The organism is Rhodococcus sp. IEGM 1406 (assembly GCF_030056745.1).
Lineage (GTDB): Bacteria > Actinomycetota > Actinomycetes > Mycobacteriales > Mycobacteriaceae > Rhodococcus_F > Rhodococcus_F erythropolis.
Genome location: NZ_JASHKO010000001.1, coordinates 1632013 through 1658093 on the forward strand (window position 1 = coordinate 1632013; position 26081 = coordinate 1658093).

The 26081-nt window shown below is 63.3% G+C and carries 23 protein-coding genes; 15 read left to right on the forward strand and 8 right to left on the reverse strand.

The window, feature by feature from the left end; all coding sequences use genetic code 11:
- Nucleotides 1-42: 42 nt before the first annotated feature.
- The 3 genes from QM596_RS07935 to rsmA are packed head-to-tail and all read left to right on the forward strand — an operon-like array spanning nt 43 to nt 3237.
- Nucleotides 43-1167 carry a resuscitation-promoting factor gene (locus QM596_RS07935; protein ID WP_019744700.1) on the forward strand — a complete coding sequence of 375 codons (1125 nt, stop codon included), beginning with the start codon at nt 43-45 and terminating at the stop codon, nt 1165-1167.
- Nucleotides 1168-1200: 33 nt separating this feature from the next.
- On the forward strand, nt 1201-2328 hold the full coding sequence (locus QM596_RS07940; RefSeq protein ID WP_020908607.1) for a resuscitation-promoting factor: 1128 nt from the start codon (nt 1201-1203) through the stop codon (nt 2326-2328).
- A gap of 9 nt (nt 2329-2337) precedes the next feature.
- Entirely contained in the window at nt 2338-3237 is a 900-nt protein-coding gene (gene rsmA, locus QM596_RS07945) for a 16S rRNA (adenine(1518)-N(6)/adenine(1519)-N(6))-dimethyltransferase RsmA (RefSeq protein ID WP_003946263.1), read from the forward strand.
- Nucleotides 3238-3295: 58 nt separating this feature from the next.
- Here the strand turns inward: rsmA and QM596_RS07950 are convergent, their stop codons facing one another.
- Genes QM596_RS07950 through QM596_RS07960 form a run of 3 tightly spaced genes read right to left on the reverse strand, consistent with a single transcriptional unit; the run spans nt 3296 to nt 6688 of the window.
- Nucleotides 3296-5557, reverse strand: a complete 2262-nt coding sequence (locus QM596_RS07950) for a heavy metal translocating P-type ATPase (RefSeq protein WP_151531999.1) — start codon at nt 5555-5557, stop codon at nt 3296-3298.
- Nucleotides 5557-6471: a DUF8832 domain-containing protein gene (locus tag QM596_RS07955; protein WP_020908605.1), complete on the reverse strand. Its 915-nt coding sequence runs from the start codon at nt 6469-6471 to the stop codon at nt 5557-5559. Before QM596_RS07955 ends, QM596_RS07950 begins: the two co-directional genes overlap by 1 nt.
- A 7-nt stretch (nt 6472-6478) precedes the next feature.
- A complete protein-coding gene (locus QM596_RS07960; protein ID WP_003946267.1) occupies nt 6479-6688 on the reverse strand; it encodes a heavy-metal-associated domain-containing protein in 210 nt (69 codons plus the stop codon).
- 314 nt (nt 6689-7002) lie between these two features.
- Between QM596_RS07960 and QM596_RS07965 the strand changes: the two genes are divergently transcribed.
- Nucleotides 7003-7206, forward strand: a complete 204-nt coding sequence (locus tag QM596_RS07965) for a cold-shock protein (RefSeq protein WP_003946232.1) — start codon at nt 7003-7005, stop codon at nt 7204-7206.
- A 97-nt stretch (nt 7207-7303) separates the two neighbouring features.
- Here QM596_RS07965 and QM596_RS07970 read toward each other — a convergent pair whose 3' ends face one another.
- Entirely contained in the window at nt 7304-8272 is a 969-nt protein-coding gene (locus QM596_RS07970; protein ID WP_060939755.1) for a helix-turn-helix transcriptional regulator, read from the reverse strand.
- A gap of 96 nt (nt 8273-8368) precedes the next feature.
- Between QM596_RS07970 and QM596_RS07975 the strand changes: the two genes are divergently transcribed.
- The 4 genes from QM596_RS07975 (at nt 8369) to QM596_RS07990 (ending at nt 13003) form a co-directional block, all read left to right on the forward strand.
- The gene (locus tag QM596_RS07975; RefSeq protein WP_283308598.1) at nt 8369-9364 is read left to right on the forward strand and encodes an ABC transporter ATP-binding protein; all 996 of its coding nucleotides are present in this window, start codon (nt 8369-8371) and stop codon (nt 9362-9364) included.
- A gap of 37 nt (nt 9365-9401) precedes the next feature.
- Nucleotides 9402-10178: an ABC transporter permease gene (locus QM596_RS07980; protein ID WP_020908602.1), complete on the forward strand. Its 777-nt coding sequence runs from the start codon at nt 9402-9404 to the stop codon at nt 10176-10178.
- Between the two features lie 81 nt (nt 10179-10259).
- Entirely contained in the window at nt 10260-11195 is a 936-nt protein-coding gene (locus tag QM596_RS07985; protein WP_024487798.1) for a 4-(cytidine 5'-diphospho)-2-C-methyl-D-erythritol kinase, read from the forward strand.
- Nucleotides 11195-13003 (forward strand): ABC-F family ATP-binding cassette domain-containing protein, encoded by a 1809-nt coding sequence (locus tag QM596_RS07990; protein ID WP_003946255.1) that lies wholly within the window; start codon nt 11195-11197, stop codon nt 13001-13003. Before QM596_RS07985 ends, QM596_RS07990 begins: the two co-directional genes overlap by 1 nt.
- Here QM596_RS07990 and QM596_RS07995 read toward each other — a convergent pair.
- Nucleotides 13000-13419 (reverse strand): TetR/AcrR family transcriptional regulator, encoded by a 420-nt coding sequence (locus QM596_RS07995; RefSeq protein ID WP_020970320.1) that lies wholly within the window; start codon nt 13417-13419, stop codon nt 13000-13002. The genes QM596_RS07990 and QM596_RS07995 overlap by 4 nt on opposite strands.
- A 218-nt stretch (nt 13420-13637) precedes the next feature.
- Here QM596_RS07995 and QM596_RS08000 point away from each other — a divergent pair, with 218 nt between their 5' ends.
- On the forward strand, nt 13638-14876 hold the full coding sequence (locus QM596_RS08000; protein ID WP_283308600.1) for an HNH endonuclease signature motif containing protein: 1239 nt from the start codon (nt 13638-13640) through the stop codon (nt 14874-14876).
- Between the two features lie 66 nt (nt 14877-14942).
- Here the strand turns inward: QM596_RS08000 and QM596_RS08005 are convergent, their stop codons facing one another.
- Nucleotides 14943-16433: an acetyl-CoA acetyltransferase gene (locus QM596_RS08005; RefSeq protein ID WP_283308601.1), complete on the reverse strand. Its 1491-nt coding sequence runs from the start codon at nt 16431-16433 to the stop codon at nt 14943-14945.
- 139 nt (nt 16434-16572) lie between these two features.
- Here QM596_RS08005 and QM596_RS08010 point away from each other — a divergent pair, with 139 nt between their 5' ends.
- The gene (locus tag QM596_RS08010; RefSeq protein WP_003946247.1) at nt 16573-17397 is read left to right on the forward strand and encodes a helix-turn-helix domain-containing protein; all 825 of its coding nucleotides are present in this window, start codon (nt 16573-16575) and stop codon (nt 17395-17397) included.
- Between the two features lie 43 nt (nt 17398-17440).
- On the opposite strand, the gene QM596_RS08015 is transcribed toward QM596_RS08010, so the two are convergent.
- Both QM596_RS08015 and QM596_RS08020 read right to left on the reverse strand, forming a co-directional pair.
- Nucleotides 17441-19198, reverse strand: coding sequence for an ABC transporter ATP-binding protein (locus QM596_RS08015; RefSeq protein ID WP_283308602.1), 1758 nt, complete (start codon nt 19196-19198; stop codon nt 17441-17443).
- Nucleotides 19195-20853, reverse strand: coding sequence for an ABC transporter ATP-binding protein (locus QM596_RS08020; RefSeq protein WP_021345123.1), 1659 nt, complete (start codon nt 20851-20853; stop codon nt 19195-19197). The genes QM596_RS08015 and QM596_RS08020 overlap by 4 nt, the downstream gene beginning before the upstream one ends.
- A 258-nt stretch (nt 20854-21111) precedes the next feature.
- On the opposite strand from QM596_RS08020, the gene QM596_RS08025 reads away from it, so the two are divergent.
- Genes QM596_RS08025 through QM596_RS08045 form a run of 5 tightly spaced genes read left to right on the forward strand, consistent with a single transcriptional unit; the run spans nt 21112 to nt 26081 of the window.
- A complete protein-coding gene (locus QM596_RS08025; RefSeq protein ID WP_020970316.1) occupies nt 21112-21999 on the forward strand; it encodes a siderophore-interacting protein in 888 nt (295 codons plus the stop codon).
- Nucleotides 21996-23123, forward strand: a complete 1128-nt coding sequence (locus tag QM596_RS08030; protein ID WP_020970315.1) for a Fe(3+)-siderophore ABC transporter permease — start codon at nt 21996-21998, stop codon at nt 23121-23123. Before QM596_RS08025 ends, QM596_RS08030 begins: the two co-directional genes overlap by 4 nt.
- Entirely contained in the window at nt 23120-24169 is a 1050-nt protein-coding gene (gene fepG / locus QM596_RS08035) for an iron-enterobactin ABC transporter permease (RefSeq protein WP_019744683.1), read from the forward strand. The genes QM596_RS08030 and fepG overlap by 4 nt, the downstream gene beginning before the upstream one ends.
- A 23-nt stretch (nt 24170-24192) precedes the next feature.
- Entirely contained in the window at nt 24193-25044 is an 852-nt protein-coding gene (locus QM596_RS08040; protein WP_044479581.1) for an ABC transporter ATP-binding protein, read from the forward strand.
- A complete protein-coding gene (locus QM596_RS08045) occupies nt 25041-26081 on the forward strand; it encodes an ABC transporter substrate-binding protein (RefSeq protein ID WP_197941884.1) in 1041 nt (346 codons plus the stop codon). Before QM596_RS08040 ends, QM596_RS08045 begins: the two co-directional genes overlap by 4 nt.

Genomic DNA, 26081 nt, shown 5'->3' on the forward strand with positions numbered 1-26081 from the left:
TTACCGTATTGTGATCGAACGTCGTCTGCCTTGGGATTTCCTGTGTCGCCTTTTGCCAAGATCAACTCCACGAAGTCACCACTTCTCTATTCAGTGGTGGGTGCGTTGCTTCTGACGCTCATCGTCGGAGGTGCGCTCGCCGTGGTTCGGCACAAGACGATCACCCTCGACGTCGACGGCGACATGATTTCGCTGTCCACGATGTCGAGCAGCGTCGGTACAGCTCTCGAGGACGCCGGATACCCGGTCGATCCCAAGGACGCGCTCGCTCCGAGCGCCGATTCCTCGCTGTCCGACGGCGATACCGTCGTACTGCGCCGTGCCCGTGAGTTGGCGCTGACCGTGGACGGTCAGCCGACGACCATCTGGACCACCGCATTGACGGTCGACGAGGCATTGAAGCAGGTAGATGTTTCCGACGACTTCGCAGTCTCGGCTTCGCGCTCGCATCGTCTGCCCCTCGAACGCACCGAGCTCGACGTCGTCAGCCCGAAGACCGTCAGCGTCAGCGACGGTGGTGCTCCGGCGGCCGAGATCAAGCTCGCCGCCGTAACCGTCGGTGATCTTCTCGCGGCCAAGAATGCGCCGCTCGAGCAGGCCGACTCGGTGGTTCCCACCGCTGACACACCCGTTACCAACGGCTTGACAATTCAGGTCACCCGCGACCGCACGGACACTCGCGTCGAGACGCAGCCGATCGCGCCGCCCGAGAACAAGGTCGAAGATCCCGAGCTCGAGAAGGACAAGACCGTCGTCGAAAACCCGGGTGTTGCCGGCGAGCGCACGGCCACCGTCGAGGTCAAGACCGTCAACGGCGTCGAGGCTGGACGAACCGAACTGTCCGCGACCGTGATCAAGGAACCGGTCGCAGCAGTGGTGAAGGTCGGAACCAAGCAGACGTCCGCGCCCGCTGTGTCCAACGCGTCGACGTGGGACTCCATTGCTCAGTGCGAAGCGACCGGAAACTGGGCCATCAACACGGGCAACGGTTTCTACGGAGGACTTCAGTTCACCCAGAGCACCTGGGAAGCATTCGGCGGCGGTCAGTACGCAGCGCGCGCCGACCTCGCATCACGTGAACAGCAGATCGCGATCGGCGAGAAGGTCCGCGCCGGTCAGGGCTGGGGTGCGTGGCCGTCCTGCACCAGCAAATTGGGCCTGCGCTGACGCGCCGACACTCCACACAGAACTCAGGAACCCATGTCACCGTTCGCCAAGATCAACTCGACCAGGTCGCCGTTGTTGTACTCGGCGATTGCCGCTCTTCTCCTGACGGTTCTCGTGGGTGGCGTTCTGGCCGTCGTCCGGCACAAGACCATCACTCTCGACGTCGACGGTGAGCAGATTCACCTGAGCACCATGTCGACCAACGTCGACGGCGCTCTCGAGGACGCGGGTTACCCGATCGGTGACAAGGACGCGGTTGCTCCCGCGGCCGACGCGTCGCTGTCCGACGGCGACACCGTGGTGCTCCGTCGTGCTCGTGAGATCACGCTGACGGTCGACGGTCAGCCACAGAAGCTCTGGACCACTGCCTTGACCGTCGACGACGCGCTCAAGCAGTTGGATGTCTCAGCGGATGTGCACGTGTCGGCGTCGCGCTCGCAGCGTCTCCCGCTCGACGGCGCCGCGCTCGACGTCTTGACACCGGTCGTCGCAAAACTGGTCGACGGCGCAAACGCGGCGGCCGACGTGCGTATCGCGGCACCGACGGTGGGCGAGTTCCTTACGGCCAACGGCACTCCGCTCGAGCAGTCGGACACGGTGGTTCCCGCCGCCGACGCTCCGCTGACCGAGGGCCTCGAGGTCACGGTGACGCGCAACCGCACCGAGAACAAAGTCGAGACCTTGCCGCTCGATCCGCCGGATCAGCGCATCGAGGATCCGACGATGAACCAGAGTCGCACGATCGTCGAGAACCCGGGCGTTCCCGGCGTGCGTGACGTGACGTTCGCCGTGAATCTCGTCAACGGTGTCGAGGCCGGACGTACACAGGTATCGGAGACGATCACCACACCGGCGCAGCCGAAGGTCGTGCGCGTGGGAACGAAGCCGGGCACCGAGGTGCCGCCCGTGGAGAACGGTTCGACGTGGGACGCGCTCGCACAGTGCGAGGCCACCGGCAACTGGGCTATCAACACCGGCAACGGTTTCTACGGCGGCGTGCAGTTCGACCAGAACACGTGGGAACGGCAGGGCGGGTTGAAGTATGCGCCTCGCGCCGACCTCGCAACCCGTGAAGAGCAGATCGCGATCGCGACGCAAACGCAGCGCACTCAGGGCTGGGGCGCATGGCCGTCGTGCTCGGGTCGCCTCGGACTGGGATAAGTTCTACTGGTGTCAGACGCCGAACAATCGAACGAACCCATCGCTACTCCGCGCGGGCAGGCAGCCCTGCTCGGTCCGGTCGAGGTGCGCGCTCTTGCCGAGGAATTCGGTGTCCGGCCCACGAAACAGTTGGGGCAGAACTTCGTTCACGACGCCAATACCGTGCGACGCATCGTCACCACGGCAGGCGTCACTCGTGACGATGTCGTTCTCGAGGTGGGGCCGGGTCTCGGTTCGCTGACGATGGCGCTGATGGACGTCGTCGATCGTGTGATCGCGGTCGAGATCGATCCCAACCTCGCGGCTCGCCTCCCGAAGACGGTGGCCGAGCGAGCGCCGGAGTTGGCCGATCGACTGACCGTCGTCGAAGCGGACGCGATGCGTGTGCTGCCTTCACAGATTCCCGGCGAGCCGACCGCGCTTGTCGCGAACCTGCCGTACAACGTGGCGGTGCCGGTGCTGTTGCATCTGTTCGCGTCGCTTCCGAGTTTGCGGACCGCACTCGTGATGGTGCAAGCCGAGGTTGCCGATCGCCTGGCGGCTGATCCGGGAAGCAAGATCTACGGCGTTCCCAGCGTCAAGGCCAACTTCTTCGGCGAGGTTCGCCGCGCCGGTGCCGTCGGACGCAACGTGTTCTGGCCGGTGCCGAAGGTGGAATCCGGACTGGTTCGTATCGATCGGTACGCGGAGCCGCCGTGGCCGATGGACGAGAAACACCGCAAGCAGGTTTTTGCGGCGATCGACGCCGCATTCGCGCAGCGCCGCAAGACTTTGCGTGCCGCGCTCAGCGGGTGGGCAGGTTCGCCTGCCGAGGCCGAGCGACGGCTCCTCGCTGCCGGCATCGAGCCACAGACGCGTGGCGAGATGCTCGACGCAGCAGCCTTCGTTCGGCTGGCTGGAGGCGAATAGCCCCGTGCGCGGTTAAGGAGTGCAGGGACTCCCTAACCGCGCACAGGGGCTTGCCCCCTTACTTGAACCGCCGCAACCTCAGGCTGTTGCTCACCACGAACACACTGCTGAATGCCATTGCGGCACCAGCGAGCATCGGGTTGAGCAGGCCGGCCGCAGCCAGCGGGATCGCAGCCGTGTTGTAGGCGAATGCCCAGAACAGGTTGCCCTTGATGGTCTTGAGCGTCTTGCGGGACAGTCGAATTGCATCGGCTGCCGACCGCAGGTCACCTCGCACCAGGGTGATGTCGCTGGCCTCGATCGCAACGTCGGTACCCGTGCCCATCGCCAGACCGAGATCGGCCTGAGCCAGGGCCGCCGCGTCGTTCACGCCGTCGCCGACCATGGCTACGACGCGTCCTTCCGCCTGCAGCTTCTTGACGGCGTCGACCTTGTCCGCCGGCATGACCTCGGCGAAGACGGTGCTGATCCCGACCTGATCCGCCACGGTGCGGGCAACGGTGGCGTTGTCGCCGGTCAGCAGAACCGGTTCGAGGCCGAGTGCCTTCAACTGCGCGATTGCTTCGGCGCTCGTGTCCTTGACCGCGTCGGCGATTACGAGGATGCCGTGCGCCTTGCCGTCCCAGCCCACCGCGATTGCGGTCCGCCCGGCCTTCTCTGCTTCAGCTTTCGCGTCACGGAGATTTTCCGGCAACGGCATCGACCAGTCGGCGAGCAGCGCGTCTCGGCCGGCGACAACGGCATGACCGTCGACCATTCCCTGCACGCCGCGACCGGCGACGTTCACGAAATCCTCGACGGCAGGCAATTCGCCCACGGCTTCGGTCGCACCCTTCGCGATCGCTGCGGCGATGGGGTGCTCGGAGCGATGTTCGAGGGCGCCGGCCAGCCGAAGCACCTCGTCGACGGTTGTTCCTTCGCCCACGACGGTGTCCAGCAATGTCATCTGACCGGTGGTGACGGTTCCCGTCTTGTCGAGCACGACGGTGTCGACTGCGCGCGTCGATTCGAGCACCTCGGGTCCCTTGATGAGGATTCCCATCTGGGCTCCGCGGCCGGTGCCCACCAACAGAGCTGTGGGCGTTGCCAATCCGAGAGCACAGGGGCACGCGATGATCAGGACGGCGACCGCAGCGGTGAATGCCATCTCGATGGGGTTGCCGGTACCGAGCCAGTAGCCCAGTGTCGCAACGGCAATCGCGATGACGACCGGTACGAAGATGCCGGCGATTCGATCGGCGAGGCGCTGAACTTCGGCCTTGCCGTTCTGTGCGTCTTCGACCAGCGCCGCCATCTGGGCGAGTTGGGTGTCGCTCCCGACTCGGGTGGCCTCGACGGTCAACGTTCCACCGACGTTGACGGTGGCCCCGACGACGGTGTCTCCGACACCGACTTCCTCCGGCACGGATTCGCCGGTCAACATGCTCATGTCGACGGCTGAGCGGCCTTCGGTGATGATGCCGTCGGTGGCGATCTTCTCGCCGGGCCGAACGATGAAGGAGTCGCCCGCTGCCAGTTCTTCGGCGGGGATTCGTACTTCGACGCCGTTTCGCAGTACCGCGACGTCTTTTGCACCGAGTTCCATGAGCGCGCGTAGTGCGGCGCCGGACGTGCGCTTGGACTTGTGCTCGAAGTAGCGTCCGGCGAGCACGAACGTGATGACGCCCGCGGCAACCTCGAGGTAGATGTTGGCGCTGCCGTCCATCCGGTCGACCGTCAGTCTGAACGCGTGTTTCATTCCCGCTTCGCCCGCGGTGCCGAAGAACAGTGCGTAGAGCGACCAGACGAACGCTGCGATGGTGCCCAGCGAGATGAGCGTGTCCATCGTTGCGGCGCCGTGACGCAGGTTGACCCAGGCAGCCCGGTGGAAGGGAAGGGCCGCCCACACGATGACCGGTGCGGCCAGCGTGAGGGAGAGCCACTGCCAGTTGTCGAACTGCAACGCAGGAATCATCGCCATCGCGATGACCGGCACGGAGAGCAGAGTCGAGATGATCAGGCGGGTACGAAGCTCGCGCAGATCACGATCCTGCGGGGTTTCCGCATCCGGGTCGACGGTGTCTGGCGCGCTGGGCGGTTTCGGGAGCGCGGCAGCGTAACCGGCATTCTCGACGGCAGTGACCAAATCTTCGACGGGTACCCCGTCCGGGAAGGTGACCTTGGCTTTTTCCGTCGCGTAGTTGACGGTGGCTGTGACGCCGTCGATCTTGTTGAGCTTCTTCTCGATTCGTGACGCGCAGGAGGCGCAGGTCATTCCGGTGATCGCGAGTTCGACGCTGCTCGAGTTGGCAGCATTGTCGACCGCAGTCGGTGACGTCATCAGTGCCCTCCCTCGTGATTGTCTGGAACTGAAGCGGCGGAAGTGCCTGCATCAACAGTGAATTCGGCGGTGCGAACCACGCCCTCGTGCTGGAAGTCGAGGAACAGTCGGTATGTGCCTTCGCTCGGCGCCTGTGCGTGGAAGGAAACGTCAGGACCGGGAGAAGTGACGCCGTCGCCCGGTTCACCCTCGGGGTGAACGTGCAGGTAGGCGAGGTCGCCGGTGCGAAGCGCAACAAGATGACCGTAGGCACCGAGGTACGGATCGAGATCGGTGACCGGGGCTCCGTCGCGAGCAACGCTCAGCGTGATCGGGCCGCCGGCAGTGGTCAGATCACCGTCGAGAGTCACGGTGTATCCGTCGACGGTTGCGGTCGCGCTCTTCGCGGGCAGCGGCGCAGGAGTGAATTCGCCTGCCACGTCGAAGTTTCGGCCGAGTGTCAGTTGGGTGCCGTCGGTGGGATCGAAGTCCGCGAAGACTCGGTAGGTGCCGGCGACGGGCCAGGTCCAGTCGATCGACCAGGTGCCGTCTGCGGCGAGAGAAGGATGTACGTGGCGGAATTCGCTGGTGTCGTTTCGGACGACGATGAGGTGGAGCTTCTTCTCGTGCAGGAGGTCGAAATCGACGACGGGCTTGTTGGTGCTGTCGAGAATCCGGAAGGTCAAGGTTCCCGGCTCCCCAGCTCGACCGGGTGCGGTCACGTCGGTGAGTGTGTATCCGCCGGAAGAGACTTCGAGCCCTGCGGGTGTCGCCGAATCCATGCCTGGCATCGATTCAGCGGTTGATTCGTGAGTGCTGTGCTGGGTAGTGGACATGTCTATCGGGCTTCCGATTGCGGCCCCCACGCCGAGGGCGGCGCCGAAGACGGCGACCAACCCTACGGCGTAGGTGGCAAGTGTTGTCGAGGTGCGCACGGCTGACTCAGCTTGGTACGACTGCGTAGCCGGCTTCGTCGACTGCTGCGACGACGTCGGCTGCGGAGACGGGGGCATCGCTGGTGACAACGACGCGTCCGCTCGCCAATTCGACATCCACCGCGGTTACGCCCGCGATGTTGCCGATCTCTTCCTTGACGGATCCGACGCAGTGTCCGCAGGTCATTCCGGAAACGGTGTATTCGGCGGTGGTCATCGCAGATCCCTTCGCTTGTGTAAAACTCATTTTACGGATACCCGGTGTAGGTATCTCCCTGGGACTGAAGGTACCCCCAGGGGGTATGTCTGTCAACGGGTTGGGCAGTGACGAAGGCCTCAGGGAAGACAACAGGGCGGATGTGTGGTCTACTTGTGTTGGTCGTAAGTGTTTGTGTTTGTGTTTCCACGCTCGCAAATGGTTAGGTTGCGAGCGTTTGGACATCCTCCACGGATTTGTCTCAGAACGGTCGTAGTAAGTGACCCGGGCGGTCGAAGCGACTGCCTGTTGACACTGTGTTAGAGGAGATTTACATGGCAGAGGGCATCGTGAAGTGGTTCAACTCCGAGAAGGGGTTCGGCTTCATCGCTCCCGAAGACGGCAGTGCTGACGTCTTCGTTCACTACTCCGAGATCCAGAGTGGCGGCTTCCGCACTCTCGAGGAGAACCAGCGCGTGGCGTTCGAGATCGGTCAGGGCAACAAGGGCCCGCAGGCCACCGGCGTTACCATCGTCTAAGACGTCCATGTGAGTCGGGCAACCGACGCATGACGTACTGACAAGACCCCAACTCTTCGGAGTTGGGGTCTTGTTGCATTTTGGGTGAAAAGTGCTCTCACGCATCGAGATAACGCTGAGCGGCCACTGCGGTTTCTGCTGCGATCGCGCGGCATTCCTCGCGGAGTTCGGGTGGATTCACAACGGTGAAATCGACGTCGAAAGCCCTGAGCCACATTGCGATCGACCGTAGGGAAGTGCCCGAAAGCACTATGACGCAACGCCCTTCGTCGGTGGACTCCACTGATCCCCACTGCTCACTGACCATGGGCGCTATCTGCTCGATGGGTGCATGCAGTAGAACTGTTGCGCGCGTGGAGGAATAAGCCCGGGCGACGCCGCGCGAAACGAAGTCTGCCGCACCACCGGCTGGTAGTTCCCGCGGCGTGAACCGCGGACCGGTGGGAATCTTGGGTTCCATCCGGTCGACGCGGAACGACCGCCAGTCTTCGCGAGATAGATCCCAAGCCACCAGATACCACCGAACGCCCGACCGCACGAGCCTGTACGGTTCCACCTCGCGTCGGCTCTGGGTGCCGTCGTGAGTGCTGTAGTCGAATCTCAAACGCTCGTGGTTGTGGCATACGGACGCGATGGCGGACAGTACCGACGCATCGACTGCGCTCGCGGCGGGCTCGCGTGGCACGACGTCGATCGACAGCGACTCCAGACGGTGTCGCAGCCTCGACGGCATGATCTGCCGCAGCTTCGCCAGCGCGCGCATCGAAGCCTCGCCGATGCCGACCACAGAGCCGGTCGCTCCGGACTGCAAAGAGAGCGCCACCGCGAGCACTTCTTCGTCATCGAGCTGTAGCGGGGGCATCTCCGCGCCCGCTCCCAAGCGATATCCACCGCCGACGCCGACCGTCGCGTCGACCGGGTAGCCGAGATCGCGGAGGCGGTCCACGTCACGTCTGACTGTGCGCGGGGTGATCGCGAGCTTGTCTGCGAGTTCGGCACCGGACCAGTCTCGACGTGTCTGGAGCAGTGACAGCAACCGCAGTAGGCGAGCCGATGTCTCCTTCATGGCAAGAAGTCTGCCAAACATTTAGGACCCAATGCGTCCTCAATTGAATTTAGGTTGGTCCTCATCCGACCAGTCGAGAAGAAATTGGGGCACATCATGAGTCGCATCAACGACGGCAGACCGATGATCGAGACGAAGGAGCTCACCAAGCACTTCGCCCAGGGCAAGAAGCTCGTGGAAGCGGTCAAGGGAGTCACTCTTGACGTAGCGGAGGGCGAGTTGGTTGCCTTGCTTGGGCCGAACGGTGCCGGAAAATCGACGACGTTGCGCATGCTGACCACCTTGCTCGAGCCCACTTCCGGTACTGCGCGGATCGCAGGATTCGACATCGCTGCGGCACGAAACGAGGTGCGCTCCAGCCTCGGATACGTCGGACAGGGGAACGGAGCCGGCCACAACCAGCGGGTTCGCGACGAGTTGGTGACGCAGGGGTTGTGCTACGGAATGCCCAAGGGCGACTCGCAGGTCCGGGCCGACGAATTGCTGCGTGATCTCGAACTCACCGAATTGGGTACTCGAAAGGTCAGTACGCTGTCCGGCGGGCAGCGACGGCGGCTCGATATCGCTCTGGGCCTGGTCCATCGCCCACCACTCCTGTTCCTCGACGAGCCGACCACGGGCATGGACCCGCAGAGTCGGGCCAACCTCTGGGACCACATCCTGCGGTTGCGGCGCGAGATGGGCACCACGATCGTGCTGACCACGCACTACCTCGAAGAAGCGGATTCGATGGCAGAGCGGGTCATCGTCATCGACGAAGGCACTGTCATCGCGGACAACACCGCTGCCGCACTCAAGGCCGATCTTGCCGGAGATCATTTGTTGCTCACGTTCGACAACGCCGAAGCGGCCGCCATCGCGGCGTCGGTGGCCGAGCAACTTGTCACTGTGCGTGACGTCACGGTCGAGGCAAGCTCGGTGAGTATCCGTGCCGGCGAGGGTGATTCGACGCTTCCGGTATTGCTGCGTGAAGCCGATGCCCGCGGCGCCCGCGCAGTCACTGCCGACATCACCAGGCCGACTCTCGACGACGTTTTCCTCACTCTCACCGGCCGCAGCCTGCGCGAGAGCGCCGCCGCGGTTGCTTCCTAGAACTACGACGAAGAACTACGACGAAGAGGAATCCGCCATGACAATCACACTCGATACCCCACGTAGCGCGCACGGCAACATTGTTCGAGACAGCGCGATCGTGATGGGCCGTGAACTGCGACCGATGTTGCGTGACCCGGTCAGCGTCATCTTCAGCCTCATCCAGCCGCTGATCCTGTTGGCCCTGTTCGGGCCTCTGCTCAAAGGGGTCCCGGGTACCGGTGACGGCGTATGGAATTGGTTCATCCCCGGTGTATTGGTGATGATCGCGATCTTCGGCACGACGATGACCGGTTCCAACCTTTTGATGGAGATGCAGCAGGGATCCCACGAGCGAATGTTGGTGACTCCGCTCAGACGCTCGTCGTTGTTGATCGGGAGAGCATGCAAGGAGATGGTTCCGCTTGCCGCGCAGGCGATTCTGATCATCCTTGTTGCGCTACCGCTCGGATTGGACGTCAATGCAGCGGGCGCTGCGCTCGGAATCGTCCTGCTGGGAGTGTTCGGCGTCGGACTCGGTGCGCTCTCGTACGCTCTCGCTCTGGCTGTGCGGGAGCAGGATTGGATGTTCTGGGTCGTTCAGCAGACGCTGATGTTCCCGCTCCTGATCCTGTCGGGAACCATGCTTCCACTCGATGACGCACCAGGTTGGATGAAGGTCCTCGTGAACATCAATCCGCTCGGCTACGTCGTAGACGCCGAGCGGGCACTCTTTGCCGGTGACTTCGCGTCGAGCAGCGTTCTGGCAGGAATCTTCGCTGCCGTCAGCGTGGCTGTGGTCGGCCTGGGGATAGGCGTGCGCGCGGTGAAATAGCGTGGGTGTGCTTGCTGTCGGATGGGATGCGGCGGTCGCAGGTTTTCGCCCAGGTGTTCGCAGCGCCTATTGTTGTTCCTTGTGCTCTCCGTCGTTCCTCGCCCCGTAGTTGTCCGGGCCCCGTCCAAGGTGAATCTCCACCTTGCCGTCGGGGACCTGCGAGACGACGGCTATCACGAACTGACGACCGTTTTTCAGGCATTGTCGCTGGCAGACACCGTCACGGTGGCGCCTGCGGACACCTTGACCGTGCGGGTGATCGGCGACGACGCCGCGGCCGTACCGACCGATCGCACCAATCTCGTGTGGCGTGCCGCCGAGATGCTGGCGGCCGAGGGTGGCGTGGCCCCGAATGTCGAGATCGTCATCGAGAAGGGCATTCCCGTCGCAGGCGGTATGGCCGGCGGGAGCGCCGACGCGGCAGCCGCGTTGGTTGCGCTCAATTCGTTGTGGAAACTCGACTTCTCGCGGCCTGATCTCGACGCCTTCGCGGCACGTCTCGGGAGTGACGTTCCGTTCTCGCTGCACGGTGGCACTGCCCTCGGAACCGGTCGCGGTGAACAACTTGTCCCCGTCTTGACGCGCCGCACCTTTCACTGGGTGTTGGCGCTGGCCAAGGGAGGCTTGAGCACGCCGGTTGTCTTCCGGGAACTCGACAAGCTTCGCGCCGAAGGCACACCGAATCGATTGGGTACCGCTGACGAGTTGATTCACGCGCTCACCACCGGTGACCCTCATGTGCTCGCTCCGCTGCTCGGAAACGATCTGCAGGCGGCAGCACTCTCACTCAACCCGGATCTACGACGGACGCTGCGAGCGGGTGTCGAAGCCGGAGCTTTGGCCGGCATCGTCTCCGGCTCCGGACCGACGTGCGCCTTTCTCTGCGCCGACGCACAGTCCGCGGTTGAAGTGAGCGCAGAACTTGCGGGAGCGGGGGTGTGCCGCACCGTTCGCGTGGCGAGCGGACCCGTTCCCGGAGCACGAATACTCGACAACGCGGCAAAGGGACAGCACTGATGGCGAATCTGATCAATCTGGAAAACGTGTCGAAGTCTTTCGGCGTCAAGCCGTTGCTCGACGGGGTCTCCCTGGGCGTGGAGGAAGGCGAGCGCATCGGTGTCGTCGGCCTCAACGGTGGCGGCAAGACGACCATGCTCGAAGTCCTCGCGGGTGTGGAGCAGCCGGATTCGGGACGCGTGAGCCGCGTCGGCGGATTGCGCATGGCCGTCGTGACGCAGCGCGGTGTGTTGCCTCCCGGCTCCACGGTCGGTGAAGTAGTCCTGGGGCCGCTCGGAGTGGCTCAGCACGAGTGGGCCGGCGATGCTCGAATTCGTTCGGTGCTCTCGGGTATCGGCATCGACAACTTGGGCGCCGGCGGCGAGCGGTCCGCATTGGACGCCAAGGTCGACGGCCTGTCCGGCGGTGAGCGTCGCCGCGTGGCTCTCGCTGCGGCTCTGGTTCAGGACCTCGATCTGCTGGTGCTCGACGAGCCGACCAACCACCTCGACGTCGAAGGTGTTCAATGGTTGGCCGAGCACCTCGTCTCGCGTCGCAGCGCGCTTGTCGTCGTGACCCACGATCGCTGGTTCCTCGACACCGTCGCCACCCGCACCTGGGAGGTTGTCGGTGGCGGCGTCGAAAGCTACGAGGGTGGCTACAACGACTGGGTGTTCGCCCGCGCCGAGCGTTCGCGTCAGGCCGACGCTTCCGAAGAGCGTCGACGCAACCTTGCGCGCAAGGAACTCGCATGGCTGCGCCGCGGTGCGCCGGCCCGTACATCGAAGCCGAAGTACCGCATCGAGGCCGCGGAGGCCTTGATCGCCGACGTTCCGGCACCTCGTGACGCGGTGGCACTTGCGTCCTTCGCCCAGCGTCGACTCGGCAAGGTTGTCATCGAACTCGAAGACGCGCGTCTGGAGACCCCGGACGGCCGCGTACTCGTCGAGGATCTGACCTGGCGGCTCGCTCCGGGGGAGCGTGTAGGCCTGGTCGGTGTCAACGGCTCGGGCAAGACGACTCTGCTGCGGACGCTGGCCGGTGAACTCGAGCCCGCAGCAGGCAAGCGCATTCAGGGGCAGACCGTCCACATCGGTTGGCTCAAGCAGGAACTCGACGATCTGCCGACCGACATGCGTGTACTCGACGCGGTCAAGGACGTAGCCGAGCGAATCACGCTGGGGGACAAGGAAGTATCAGCCGGTCAGCTGGCTGAGCGGCTGGGCTTCACGCCGGCGCGTCAGCGTACCCCCGTCGGTGATCTGTCCGGTGGTGAGCGACGCCGTCTGCAGTTGACGCGTGTCCTCATGGCCGAGCCTAACGTTCTGCTTCTCGACGAGCCCACCAACGATCTCGACATCGACACGCTTCAACAACTCGAAGATCTGCTCGACGGCTGGGCGGGCACCATGGTGGTCATCTCGCACGACCGGTACCTGATCGAGCGCATCTGTGACACCACCTGGGCTCTCTTCGGTGACCGCAAGCTCACCAACCTGCCGGGTGGTATCGAGGACTACCTGCGTCGACGCGCAGCGATGGGGGATGGCGACAACCCGTCAGTGGCCTCGACCGCGAGTGGTGCGTCGAAGAGCAAGCAGGTCCGCGACGGTGCCGCGGATCGCGCTGCACGCAAGGAACTTTCGAAGCTCGAGCGATCCATTGCGAAGTTCGACGACCGCGAGAAGAAGCTGCACGCTTCCCTCGCCGACGCAGCCACCGACCCGGACAAGCTGCAGAAGCTCGGGGCTGAACTCAAGCAGGTCATCGCGGACAAGGAAGCCGCCGAGGAGCAGTGGATGGAGCTGTTCGCCGAGCTGGACGGCTAGGGGAATTTCGCTCCGAACTTCTTGAAGATTCGCTCTGGATCCACACTCTCCGGTGCTTGCTCGCGTAGCAGTGCGTCCAGCACGATCCCGTCCAGTGCTGCGACCAACTCCGTTGCATCGGACGATGTCATGCCGCGTTCGACCAAGATGTCGACAAACCGATCCCGACCACGCACCAGTTCCACTGCGAGGTCGGGATCGTGGAATGACGCGATGATCAGTTCGTAACGCGCCCGGGTGCGGCCGGATTCAGGCCCCAGCCACCGGGCCACTTGTTGCTTCGGCGTCTCGCCTGGGCGAGGAAGATCGCCGTCCAGAAGGTGTCGCACCACCTCGACTATCAGTCCACGTTGATTTGCGAAGTAGTGCCGTGCGCTGCCGTGTGGCACGCCCGCCTCGTCTTCGACGCCTCTCATCGACCAGGCTCGAAACCCAACCCGGCCCGTCTTTTTCGACATCCTGCTCGTGCTGTGTGTTGTTGCGATTGTGTGTTTTGCGGGGTATGTCTTCTATCGCGTGATATTGGACGACTAGGTGAATGTTGATGTACTTCAACAGGTCTCGAGTCTTCATGTTCCCGAAGTTGTCCGCTTTGTCTCTGGCTATCGAAAATATGTTCGATTAAACTTTGAGCATGAACAGTCGGGATGCGTGGCAGCTGGATGGCGAGGACCTCAAGAGTGAGGTTCTCGATCTGGTGCGCGCCCGGCACGAGTTGCAGTCGCGGATGGTGTTGCTGATCGTGGAGATGTTTTCCCGTGAGGTGCTCGGCGGGAAGGGTTTTCGGGCGATCGCGCAGTGGTTGCATGGTTCGACGAATCTCGAGATCGGTGAGTGCAGTCTGCTGGTCGGGTTGGCGCGGTTGTTGATGCTCGAACCCGTGGTGGGCGATGCGTTTCATCGCGGTGATGTGGATGCGTTGAAAGCCCGTCAGGTGGCGTCGTTTTGTCAGCATCCGCCGAAGAACATGACCCTGGCGGATGTGGACAAGGCTCGCGGGATTTTGTTGTCGTTGGCGTCGAAGAACATCGCGGATTGTGATGCGGTGCGGGCGGCGATCCGCCGAATCGAGAAGCAGTACGGCAAGCGTGAGGACGGGGTCCCGGTCGGCGAAGATTCCGAACGTAACGAGTTCTACGCCTCGAAAGGCCTGTACGGCAGAGTGACGGTGAAGGGCGATCTGGATGCGGTCAACGGGGCCCGTCTGATCACGTTGTTGTCGAGTCTGTCGGCGCCGACGCCGGAGAGGGACGGTGTCAAGGACACCCGTACTCCTGCATTACGGCGGGCGGATGGGTTTTGCGAACTGTTGCGCCGGTACGAGCGGGCGGGGTTGGGTCCGATCGAAGGCGGAGTGAAACCGCACATCACGGTCACCGCGTCCGCGAAAGACATGACCGACCTGAAAGTTCTGAAAGACCTCCTGCCGTCCACCGATGAACTGGGATTCGCGTGGACCGATTGGGTGGGCCCGATCAGCATCGACACCGCCCGGATGCTCGCCTGCGACTGCACCGTCACCCGGATCCTCCTGGACGAGAACGGTGTTCCGCTCGACTGCGGCAAGGAAGCGAGAACAGCAACGGTGCCGCAGCGGCGGGCGTTGGCAGTTCGGGATGGCGGGTGTGCGTTTCCGGGGTGCGGGACGCCGTCGGGGTGGTGCGATGCTCATCATATTGTTCATTGGAATGATGGTGGCCCAACAGATCTCGACAATCTGATCTTGTTGTGCGGTCACCATCATCGGACGATGCACCACACGGAGTGGCGGGTGGAGATCGGACCGGATCGGAAGACGGTGTTCTACCCACCGATGTCGGTTGATCCGCACCAGCATCCGATCGGCGGGAACAGTCCGCCCACCGCGGCGTGAATCGCGACAACTGAAGACGTGAGCGCCGGGGCACAAACATGCCCCGGTGCTCACGGCTGTCGACCGTCAGAACGTGAGCGTGAGCTTCCCGTTGTCGTCGCTGATATTGACGGTCCGCCCGATCACCGCCGGGTTGTCACCGCGAAGCTGGGTCAGTTCGGCGGCATTCTCGGGACCGGTGTGACCGGCGACGCGGCCGCCGTCCGGCGTTGTTGCAATCACGAACCCGATCTCAGGCTCCCCGGTGCGACCGTATTCGACAGAGGCAGTGACAATTTCTGCAGTGCCCTGGTAATCGGTGATCAGTTCCGGAGGCTCCGCGGTCAAAGCGCGCGCGTCGGGATCACCGACGTACCCGTCGGCATGAGCGGCGGCCGACAGCAGTACGCAGTGCTGGTATGTGAGGAATCCACCGTTGGCGTGGACGAGGGCAAGGTTCGCGCCGTCGCGAATTCGCCTGGTGACTTCAGCGACGGAATGCAGGGTGTAGCTGTTGAGCGGTCCGCCGAAGAACGAGTGACCTCCGGTGACGCTTGGGATCGCGGTATCGGGAAGTCCGAGTTCGCGGATCAACAGCTTGGGCACGATCGGGAAGCAGCTGTAGGCATCGACGATGTCGAGTGCGTCGGCGCCGACTCCGGCACCATCGAGTGTGCGATGTACGGCGTCATGCATCGCGGCCGAGCTGTCGAAGCTGTTGCGGCTGAGGATGTCCAACGGATCACTCGCACCAGCGCCGCCCCAGAGGTACACCAGTTTGCTTTCATCGATCCCGAACTCGCGGGCGGTCGACAACGAGCAGACGACAACGGCCGCAGCCTGATTGACGAAGGGCATGGCGTTGAGCATCAGCGGGTACGGCTCGGAGACCATCCGATTGCCAGGTCCGACGGTGCCGATCTCGTCTGCCGATCGGATCTCCGACGTCCAGGAGGCGGGATTCTTCGATGCCAGCTCCGAGAATGCGGCATACATCTTCGCGGACCAGGCGAGCGATTCGTGGGCGCCGTGGCCCTCGGCAGCACTGAAACAGTTCTCGAAGAGCGGGTAGACGCGCGTCGGCACGATGAAACCGGCGCGCTGCATTTCAGGGCTTCCCAGGTCGGCCGGATCGAATCCGGGAGGCCCACCGGGCGCGGCTGTCCACCCGATCGAGTCGGGAGCGACTCCGGACTTTCGCAGCGCGGTGCTGCTGGCGTGCGATTCGCCGCCCACGAGCAGAGCAGCCGAGGATTCACCGCGAGCGATGGCCGCGCCGATCCGATCGAGGAGTGCCGCGGGCCAGTGGCCACCGATCGGCGAGGTAGAGGTGACCGTGGGGGTCGCGCCTAATCGTGAGGCAAGCAGCCCGGGGAGATCGTCGTACGACCAGCTGACCGTCTTGATCGCGAACACGGAATCGATCTGTGTTCCCAGTTCAGCGTGTCCACTGTCGTTCAACGCGGCGACGGTGGCGTCGTGAATCAAGTCAAGAGGTTCGCGGTGCCCGTCGGCAGGATTCCAGCGCAGATCGCCGACGCCGACGATGACCGGGATTCGTGATGCGTCAACCATCATGTACCTCTCGTTGCCGACCCGTAGCCGGGAGTTGCAGTCACGATATCGGGGACTCTGGTATGTGTAACTCTGGGGTCACAGTCAACAATTTTCGGGTTCCTATTTAGGTATGCCTAACGAAAGTCCTATACTCGTCTTCATGACAGCTGTGGCAGAGAGAATTTCGGTGCCCGTGGGGCCGCGTTCCATCGATCACCCCTACTCGATGACAACGGTGACTCTGAAGCTCTCTCATCAGCGGCAGTGGGCCCCGCATCGTCATCCTGAACATGAGCTGATCTGGGGAAACTCCGGTGGAATGCTCACGGTTGTCGCTGACGGCATCACCTGGGAGGTGCCGCCTTCGGCCGGACTGTGGCTGCCTGCCGGGGCGTTGCATGCCGTGAAGGCGGGCCCAGGTACCGAGTTCTTCTGCACGTACTTCCGGCCTGAGGCGCACGCCGCGCCGTCGGGTGTTCCGGGCTTGTTCGGTGTCAGCGCTCTCCTGCGTGAGGTACTCCTGCACATGCATCGGCGGAACATGCCCGACGAGGCGCGCAGTCGCGCCGAGCGGGTGGCCTTCGACATGTTGCAGCCGCTCGAAGTTGCTGCGGTGGAGGTTCCGATGCCGACCGATCCGCGAGCGTTGTTCGTTGCCGAAGCATTGGTCGCTAATCCGGCAGACCAGCGGTCGCTTTCCGAATGGGCGCTGACGGCTGGCGGTAGCGTCCGTACGCTGACGCGTGTATTCGCTCAGGGCACGGGAATGACCTTTGCACAGTGGCGAATTCAGGTTCGTGTCCGCGCGGCACTGACGTACCTGGCTGCTGGCGTGCCGGTTTCGGTTGTCAGTAGGCGGGTCGGATACGAAACTCCGAGTGCTTTTGTCGCAGTGTTCCGCCGGGTCACCGGCCGGACACCCGGCAGCATGATGAACAAGGGGAGTGTGGCTCCCGAATCGGTGCCGTATCTCCTGCACGCTTGAGTTGGGTTGCACCGGGCGGAAGTGCCCGGTGCAACCGTCGCGGTCAACGCCGCGGCGCGGACCACGCTTCCCACAGTTCCGCGTACCGACCCCCGAGGTTGACCAACTCGTCGTGAGAGCCGTGCTCGACGACACGGCCGTCGTCCATCACCAGGATCTGATCGGCGTCGACGGCCTGTGAGAGTCGGTGTGCCACTGTGACAGCAGTGCGACCCCGGGTAAGAGCCAGAGCGGCATCGTCGAGGACCTTGGCTCCGGCGCTGCCCGCTTCGGCGGTCGCCTCGTCGAGAATCAGCAGCGGCGGATCCAACAATTCGATTCTTGCCAACGCAAGTTGTTGTGCCTGTGTTGCGGTCAGCCGGTGTCCACCGTCTCCGACGACGGTTTTGAGTCCGTCCGGAAGTGCCCGCAGCCAATCGGAGGCGCCGACGGTTTCGAGCGCTGCGATGATGTCGCTGTCGGTTGCCGACGGGTCGGCCAGCCTCAGATCCTCGGCCAACGTGCCGGCAAAGACGTGGACCTCCTGAGTCACGAGGGCCACCGCGCTCCGAGAGGTCGACGGTGGCAGTTCGTTCCGGGGCACCGTCCCGATCTTCACGACGCCTTCGGTCGGTTCGTAGGTCCCCGCGACCAGTTTTGCGACTGTCGATTTTCCGGCTCCGGTAGCGCCGACGAGTGCCGTGACGGTTCCTGCCGGAAGGGTGATGTGGATGTCTCGCAGAACCGGAGCGTCGCCGGTTCGGTACGAGAATGTGACGCGTTCCAAAGACGCCGAGCTGTCGACAGGTTCCTGCGGATCGGTCGGTGCGGATGGCACGGGCGCAAGGGTGACTCCGACCAGGCGAGCCAACGCGATTGTGCCTTCCTGTAATTCGTCGAACACGCTGAGAACCGCGCCCACCGGATCGAAGAGGCGGTGGAAGAACAGGGCGGCGGCGGTGGCGGCGCCGATGCTGATCTGACCGTCCTTCACCAGCCAGAAGCCTGTGATCAGCACAGCGGACAGTCCGATGAACTCCGCGATGTTGAGCCGGCCGAAGAATCTGGTGCGTAGACGCGTGGTCAACAAGCTCAGGCGGACGGCGGCCATCGATCGAGATTCGATCTGTTCGAGATGCGGCTGGGCCAGGCGAAGCGATCCGACGGTGTCGGAGTTGCTCAGCGAGTCCAGGAGCTGTTGCGCACGTGCACCTTCTGCCTCCCTCTCCTCGCGGTAGACCGGTGCAGACCTCGAGAGGTACCAGCGCAGCGCCTGGATCTGGATGGGTGCCGCGATCACCGCTGCGACAGCGAATCGCCAATCGAGGCTACCCAATCCGATCAGGGTCAACACGATGGTCAGTGCCGCGGTGGCAAAAACCGGAAGTGCTTCGGATACGGCCCGAGTCACCAACCGCACGTCGCCGGTGATGCGGGAGACCAGGTCTCCGCGCCCGGCGCGTTCGACGTCGCTCTGCGGAAGATCGAGAACCCGGACGACAACTTCTTCGCGCAGGTCGGCGACAACACGTTCACCGACACCGGCAAGCAGGTAGTTGCTCACTCCGACGAGAAGGGACGAGGCAACCGCGATGCCGACCAACGCGAGAGTCAGTGTGCCGATGCGAGAGACAGCGTCGCCGTCTCCGTCGGTCACGGCGTCGACCATGGCGCCGAGGACCAGCGGTGTGAGCAGACCGATCGCGGTCGCGGCGGTCAGGGTGACGACTGCTGCGATCGCGGAAATCCGGTGGGGTCCCATCAACCGAAGTGCCGCGCGGCGCGCTTGTTTCGGTGTTGCGGTGGGGAGTAGTTCGTTCACAGCTCGATCACCCGATCGCAGATATCGAGCAGCACGGGGCTGCTGGTCAGAAGTATTGTGGCGTGCGCCCCGCGTACCTCGGCGATCCCGCGAGCAATGCGCGCTTCGGTGACGGAGTCGACGGCAGTGGTGGGATCGTGCAGCACCAGGACGGGCGCTTCGCTTGCCAGTGCCCTCGCCAACGCGATGCGCTGACGCTGTCCGCCGGACAAAGAATTCCCTTGCTCGGTGACTCGGGTGGCGAGGCCGAGCGGCAGTGCCGAGATCACTTGATCTGCGGCGGCCGCGGCGATGGCCTCGTCGTTGCGGCGACCGATCGGTGCGAGGGCGTCGATATTGTCGCCGACTGTTCCTATGAACAGTGCCGCGTCGTGCGGTGCTGCCAGAACGTGAGTGCGAAGTTCGTCGATGTGCAGCTCGTGAATGGCGTTGTCGCCGAGATGAATTGTTCCGCTCGAAGGCTCGATTCGACGCGCCAGTGCGTCGACCAACGCATCCGCCCACGCCGCATTCTCGGTGACGATGCCGATGATCTCGCCGCGTTTGACGTCGAGATCGACTGGTGACGCTCCGGCCAACACGACGTCGCGCAGCGTCAGGAACTCGGAGTGATTCAGGGGCACAGGTTCACCCGCGGGAGTCACAGCCTCGGTGGTCCCGAGAAGTGCTGCGACGCGGTTGGCGGAAGCACGCGCCCGTGCCAGGCCGGCGCCGAAGTAGATGATGTCGATCAACGGACCGCGAAGGAACTGTGCCAGACCAACCACGGCAACGAATTCACCGACCGAGATGCTCCCGGACGCTGCCATCCGTCCACCCACGTACGCGATGACCGCGAGGAAAGCGCCGGCGATCGCAACATTGGCGGCGGAGTACATCGCTTGGTATCTCTGTGCGCGAAGGGTTGCTTCCAGCGAAGTCCGGCTGGCTCCCCGATACCGCTGCGCTGCAGCATCTCCGGCGCCGATGCCGGAGAGGATTCGGAGTCCGGAGAGCAGATCTGCGGCCAGTGCACCGGCCTTGGCGCCCTGCCATTGATCGGTTTCGGCTCGGCGTTCGAGCGGCCGACTGACCACCTGCATGAGAGCCAGCACCGGGGGCGTACCGAGAATGACGAGCAGGCCGAGTGGCACCGAGATCACCAGAAGCGAAATCGCGGCGGTCAGCACTCCGCAGGCGGCCGCAAGTTTTGTGCTCAGCGTGTGGGTGAATCCGGCCACCGAACCCGCGTCGGATGTTGCAATCGAGTAGACCTCGCCAGGCATGCGCCGCGGCGACATGCCGTGCGGATCGAGGCCTCGGCGCGCGATGTCCATCCGCAAGCGATGCGCACCGTGCTCGGTGACGGAATCGGAGATGCGTGCCGCGAAGCGCCAACTGAGCAACAAGCCGGTGAAGAGAATGCCGAGAACGAGGATCCACTTTCCGAGTGCGGCGGCATCGCTGGTCGCCACAGCACGGTCGATCACCGCACCGATCACCACCGGCACCAACGCTTCCGCGACCTGGTGGCCGGTGAAGCCGACGGACGCCGCCGCCAGTTTGGCTCCGCGACCTTCGGAAGCGATCGCGCGTGTGATTACCTGGCGCGGCGTGATCGCCGGGCCGGTTGGGGGACCGTTTGTCTCGGCCGAAAGAAGTGGTGTCGAAGGCACTGGGTCCACGCTAGGGATCGTGGGCGGTAGTCAGAAGTCACACCGGTGCCAATACTTGTCGTGAACAGGCCATATGTATTGCGTTGGCCGAATTGCGATAGTAGTTGGCCCCGTTGCAGCGGAGAAGGCATCGACTCATCGACAACACTGCAATAAATTAAGGTCTACCTTACTTAGCGCGGGTTAACTATGTCCGGAAGTCGGATTTGATCCTCGTGTTCGGGTCCGGTTCATGTTCCATCGATGTTGGAGATTGTTGTGAGTCTTGTGTTCGGCGAGGTACTTCACAAGGAGTACGTGACCCCGGGAATGGTTCGTATCGTGTTCGGAGGGGAGGAGCTGACCGCCTTCGAAACCACCGGTACCGGTGACGAATACCTGCGCCTTCACTTCCCGGTCCCGGCTACAGGCGAGTTCGTTCTACCGGCGGAAGATCCGGACGCACCGCGCGGTTGGCGGTACCCGGAGGGCGAGGAACCATCCCCGTGCCAGCCGTACACCGTGCGACGGTTCGATGCCGAAACCAGCCGAATGACAATCGACTTCGTCGTTCACGAGGGCGGAATCGCCAGCGACTGGGCGCAGAAAGCCGAGATCGGTGACAAGTTGGCGATCGGCGAGTCTCGTGGCCTCTACGAGCCGCCGGCCGACGCACGCTGGCAGGTGTTCGTCGCCGACGCAACCGGACTCCCCGCACTCGGTCGTCTGATCGAACAGTTGCCGGCCGGTATGTCGGCCAAGGCGATCGTCGAGGTGGTGGACGAGTCGCACAAGCAGCAGATCACCTCGGACGCCGACGTCGAGTTCATCTGGCTGGTCGGCAGTGGCAACGGTGTTGCACCGTCGAAGCTGCCGGACGCGGTTCGCGCGATGAACCTGCCCACCGAACTCGGATACGTGTGGGTTGCAGGCGAGAGCACGATGCTCCGTGACATCCGCAAGTACCTTCGCCACGAACTCAAGTTGCCGGGTGAGCAGTACAAGGTCATCGGCTACTGGACCTACAAGGCAGAGGTCTGGAACGCGAAGTACGAGGCCCTCGACGAGAGTGTCCGCGCGGCACTCGATGCGGCCTGGGAATCGGACCGCGACGAGGAAGAGATCCGCGACGAGGTCGAGAAGACTCTAGAGAGCGCCGGCTTGTGACCGTTGGATTAGACAAGAGTGCCGTCGACCAGAGTGCGGCTGACGAGAGAGCCGTCGACAAACACACCGAAGAACTGATCGACGAGTCGCTGCAAGAGAAGCAGAAGCAACCGGACGGCCTGGTATCGACCAACTCTCGTCGTATGGCGGGTCTTCTGGTGTGCCTGGTGGTGCTTGCCGCCGTGCTCCTTCTGAGCATTGCGGTGGGATCGAAGACCATTCCGTTCGGGACCGTGATCGACGCGCTGGTGAACTACGACGACTCGAACGATCACGTGATCATCCGTGACCTGCGGCTGCCGCGTACTCTGCTCGGTCTGATAGTCGGCATGGCGCTCGGCGTGGCCGGTGGCCTCATCCAGGCGATGACACGAAATCCCTTGGCTGACCCCGGAATTCTCGGTGTCAATGCCGGAGCAGGCTTTGCGATGGTTGTCGCCGTCGCGGTCTTCGGCCTGACCAGCATCTGGTCGTACATCTGGTTCGCGTTCCTCGGAGCGGTGATAGCCACGGCGATCGTCTACACACTGGGCTCGATCGGCCGAGGTGGTGCGACGCCCATTCGGCTGACGCTGGCCGGTGTTGCCATCGGCTCCGTGCTCGGCGGCATCTCGTCCGGCATCACCTTGCTCAACCCGACCGCCTTCGACCAGATGCGTCAGTGGAATGCCGGCTCACTCAGCGGACGTTCCTTGGAAATCGTTCTGGCCGTTGCCCCCTTCATTCTCATCGGGCTCTTCCTGGCGCTCGCGTTGGCGCGCCAACTCAACGCGGTGGCCTTGGGTGACGATCTGGCACGTTCGCTCGGTGCCAACATCACTCGTACTCGTATCCTCGGCGTCATCGCGGTGACCTTGCTGTGTGGCGCAGCGACAGCTGCGGCCGGCCCGATCGGATTTGTCGGTTTGATGGTTCCGCACGTCGCGAGATGGTTCGTCGGACCGGATCAGCGATGGATTCTCCCGTACACGTTGGTGTGCTCGCCGATTCTGCTTCTCTTCTCCGACGTCGTCGGCCGAATCGTGCTGCGCCCGGGTGAACTTCAGGTCGGCATCGTCACGGCATTCATCGGAGCTCCGGTGCTGATCATGCTGGTGCGTCGAAGCAAGGTGAGCGGTCTGTGAGCATCGATTTCGGGCGCCCCACCACGGTGGTGCGCTCACCCAAAGAAGGCTGGTCCGCGCGGATCGACGTCCGCACGGTCACGGTCTGCCTCATCCTCGTTGCGCTTGCACTGGCGATCGGCGTCATCGCCCTCGGTAGTGGTGACTACCAGGTGCCGATCGGGGACGTCCTCGGCGCACTGTTCGGCGAAGCGCCCGCGCGTATCCACATGGTCGTCGTGGAATGGCGTCTGCCCCGAGTTCTGTTGGCGCTGATGCTCGGCGCGGCACTCGGCATGAGCGGTGCGATCTTCCAATCGCTCACCAGGAACCCGTTGGGTAGCCCAGACATCATCGGTTTCAACTCCGGTGCGTACACGGGCGCTCTTGTGGTCATCCTCCTCATCGGTGGTACTTACTACGAGATCGCAGTCGGTGCTCTGGTGGGCGGAATCGCGACCGCAGCAGTTGTTTACCTCCTTGCGTACAAGCGTGGTGTGCAGGGATTCCGGTTGATCATCGTCGGTATCGCCATCAGTGCGATGTTGGGCTCGGTCAACACCTGGATGATTCTCAAGGCGAAGCTTGACGACGCCATGGCCGCGGCAGTGTGGGGTGCCGGTTCGTTGAACGGTCTCGGCTGGACTCAGGTGTGGCCGGTGGTCGTCGTGCTGGCCATCCTCGTTCCGCTGATCCTGGTGTTGGGCAGGCGGATGCAGATGCTCGAGATGGGCGACGACGCCGCCAAGGCGCTCGGTGTCCGGGCCGAACCCACGCGGCTTTCCCTGGTTGTTCTGGGTGTCGCTCTGACGGCCATGGTGACAGCAGCGGCCGGACCGATCGGGTTCGTCTCGCTGGCGGCTCCGCAATTGGTGAGGCGATTGACCGGTAGTGCCGGAGTGACCCTGCTGCCGTCGGCAGCAATGGGTGGCGCGTTGTTGATGGTCAGCGACTGGGTGGCGCAGCGAGCTTTTGCACCGACACAGTTGCCGGTCGGCGTCGTCACCGTCTCCATCGGTGGCATCTATTTTGTATGGCTTCTCGCGCGAGAGGCCCGTAAGCAGTGATCGGTGAAGGAACGAGGAACAGCGTGAACGAGGCAAGTGCGGCGGGCGTCGTGGCTGAGAAGACGAATCGGCTTCGCGCCGAGGACGTCACGATCGGGTACGACAAGCGCGTCATCTCGGAGCACCTCGATGTCGAGATCCCCGACGGTGGCTTCACCGTCATCGTCGGTCCCAACGCCTGCGGCAAGTCGACACTTCTGCGTGCGTTGTCCCGGTTGCTCAAGCCGACCACCGGCAAGGTTCTTCTCGACGGCAAAGCGATCACGTCGTACCCGGCCAAGGAAGTTGCGAGGCGGCTCGGGCTTCTGCCGCAGACGTCGATCGCCCCGGACGGTATCAAGGTCGCCGATCTGGTTGCGCGAGGACGTTATCCGCATCAGAAGCTGATCCGTCAGTGGTCGCGAGAGGACGAGGCCGCCGTCATCAAGGCGATGGAGGCAACCAAGGTCACGGATCTCTCTGCCAGGCCGGTCGACGAACTGTCCGGTGGTCAGCGCCAACGTGTCTGGGTCGCGATGGTTCTCGCGCAGCAGACTCCGTTGGTGCTGCTGGACGAGCCGACGACGTTCCTCGACATCGCCCATCAGATCGAGCTTCTGGAGTTGTGCCGCGATCTGAACGAGAACGACGGGCACACGCTGGTGGCTGTGCTTCACGATCTCAATCACGCGTGCCGCTACGGAACTCACATCATTGCGATGAAGGACGGCGCCGTGGTCGCCGAAGGCCCGCCCGCGGAGATCATCACCGAAGAACTGGTGCAGGAGGTGTTCGGCATGGCGTGCCGCATCATCGACGATCCGGTTTCCCACACACCACTTGTCATTCCGCTGGGACGCGAGCGTCAGCGAAACATCGAAGGAGCAAAGGTATGACACTCGTCCTGGATACGCAGGTCACCGATTCGGAGTGGGCTCAGATCGTCGAACGCATTTCACGGCGCCGATTCTTCGGTGGCGCAGCCGGTGTGGCTGCAGCACTGGCGCTGAGTGCGTGTGGAACTTCGGATGCCGAGTCGGACTCGGCCAGTGACACTCTCCCGTACACGTGGGGCGAGTTCAGCGGCGACGTTCCCCGCGACCCCAAGCGCGTTGTGGTGCTTGACGGACGCGTCGACCTCGAATTCGCGATGATGATGGACTACCCGATCGTCGGTTCGGGGAACTTCTGGTTCCCCGATGCCAAGGCAGGATTCCAGTTTCCCGGCCGCACCATCGAGGACGCGAGCTTCGTCAACGTCGCGGGCGACTTCTCCACCAATTTCGAGGCTCTGCTCGCTCTCGAGCCTGATCTGATCGTCATCACTGCGATCGGCTATACGAGTGACTGGTACGGCACCGAGCGCTTGTCTTCCATCGCGCCACTGTTGGTCGTCGGCGACGACGTCGAACCGATCGCCGGACACCCGGTCGACTGGCGAGGTGCGCTGATGGCGCAGGCGAGCCAACTCGACCGTGTGGCAATCGCCGAGGCTTCCATCGCGGAGTACGACGACAAGCTCGCGAGACTGCGACCCATGTTGCAGGAGAAGCTGGGCGGAAAGAAGATCGTATTCGGCGTTCAGACGCCGACCGGATTCCTTGTGCATCAGCGGAATCTGCGGATCAGTGTTGCGATCGATGCCGGCCTGGACGTGCTTTTCCGTGACGACGACAATGCAGAGAACTCGTTCGAGTTGTCGTTCGAGCAACTCGACACCTTGGCACCGGCGGATGTGATCATCGCCCAAGCTCGCGATCAGGAAGCACTCGACGCGATCAAGACGCAGCCGACGTGGCATCGGTTGCCTGCAGTTCAAGCGGGCAACGTGTTGACCAGCGACGCGCGATACAACCAAGGATTTGCGCTCACCGCGGCCATCTTCCTCGACGTTCTCGAGGAAGCGGCCGGGCGAATCACTGCTGGGCAGTAA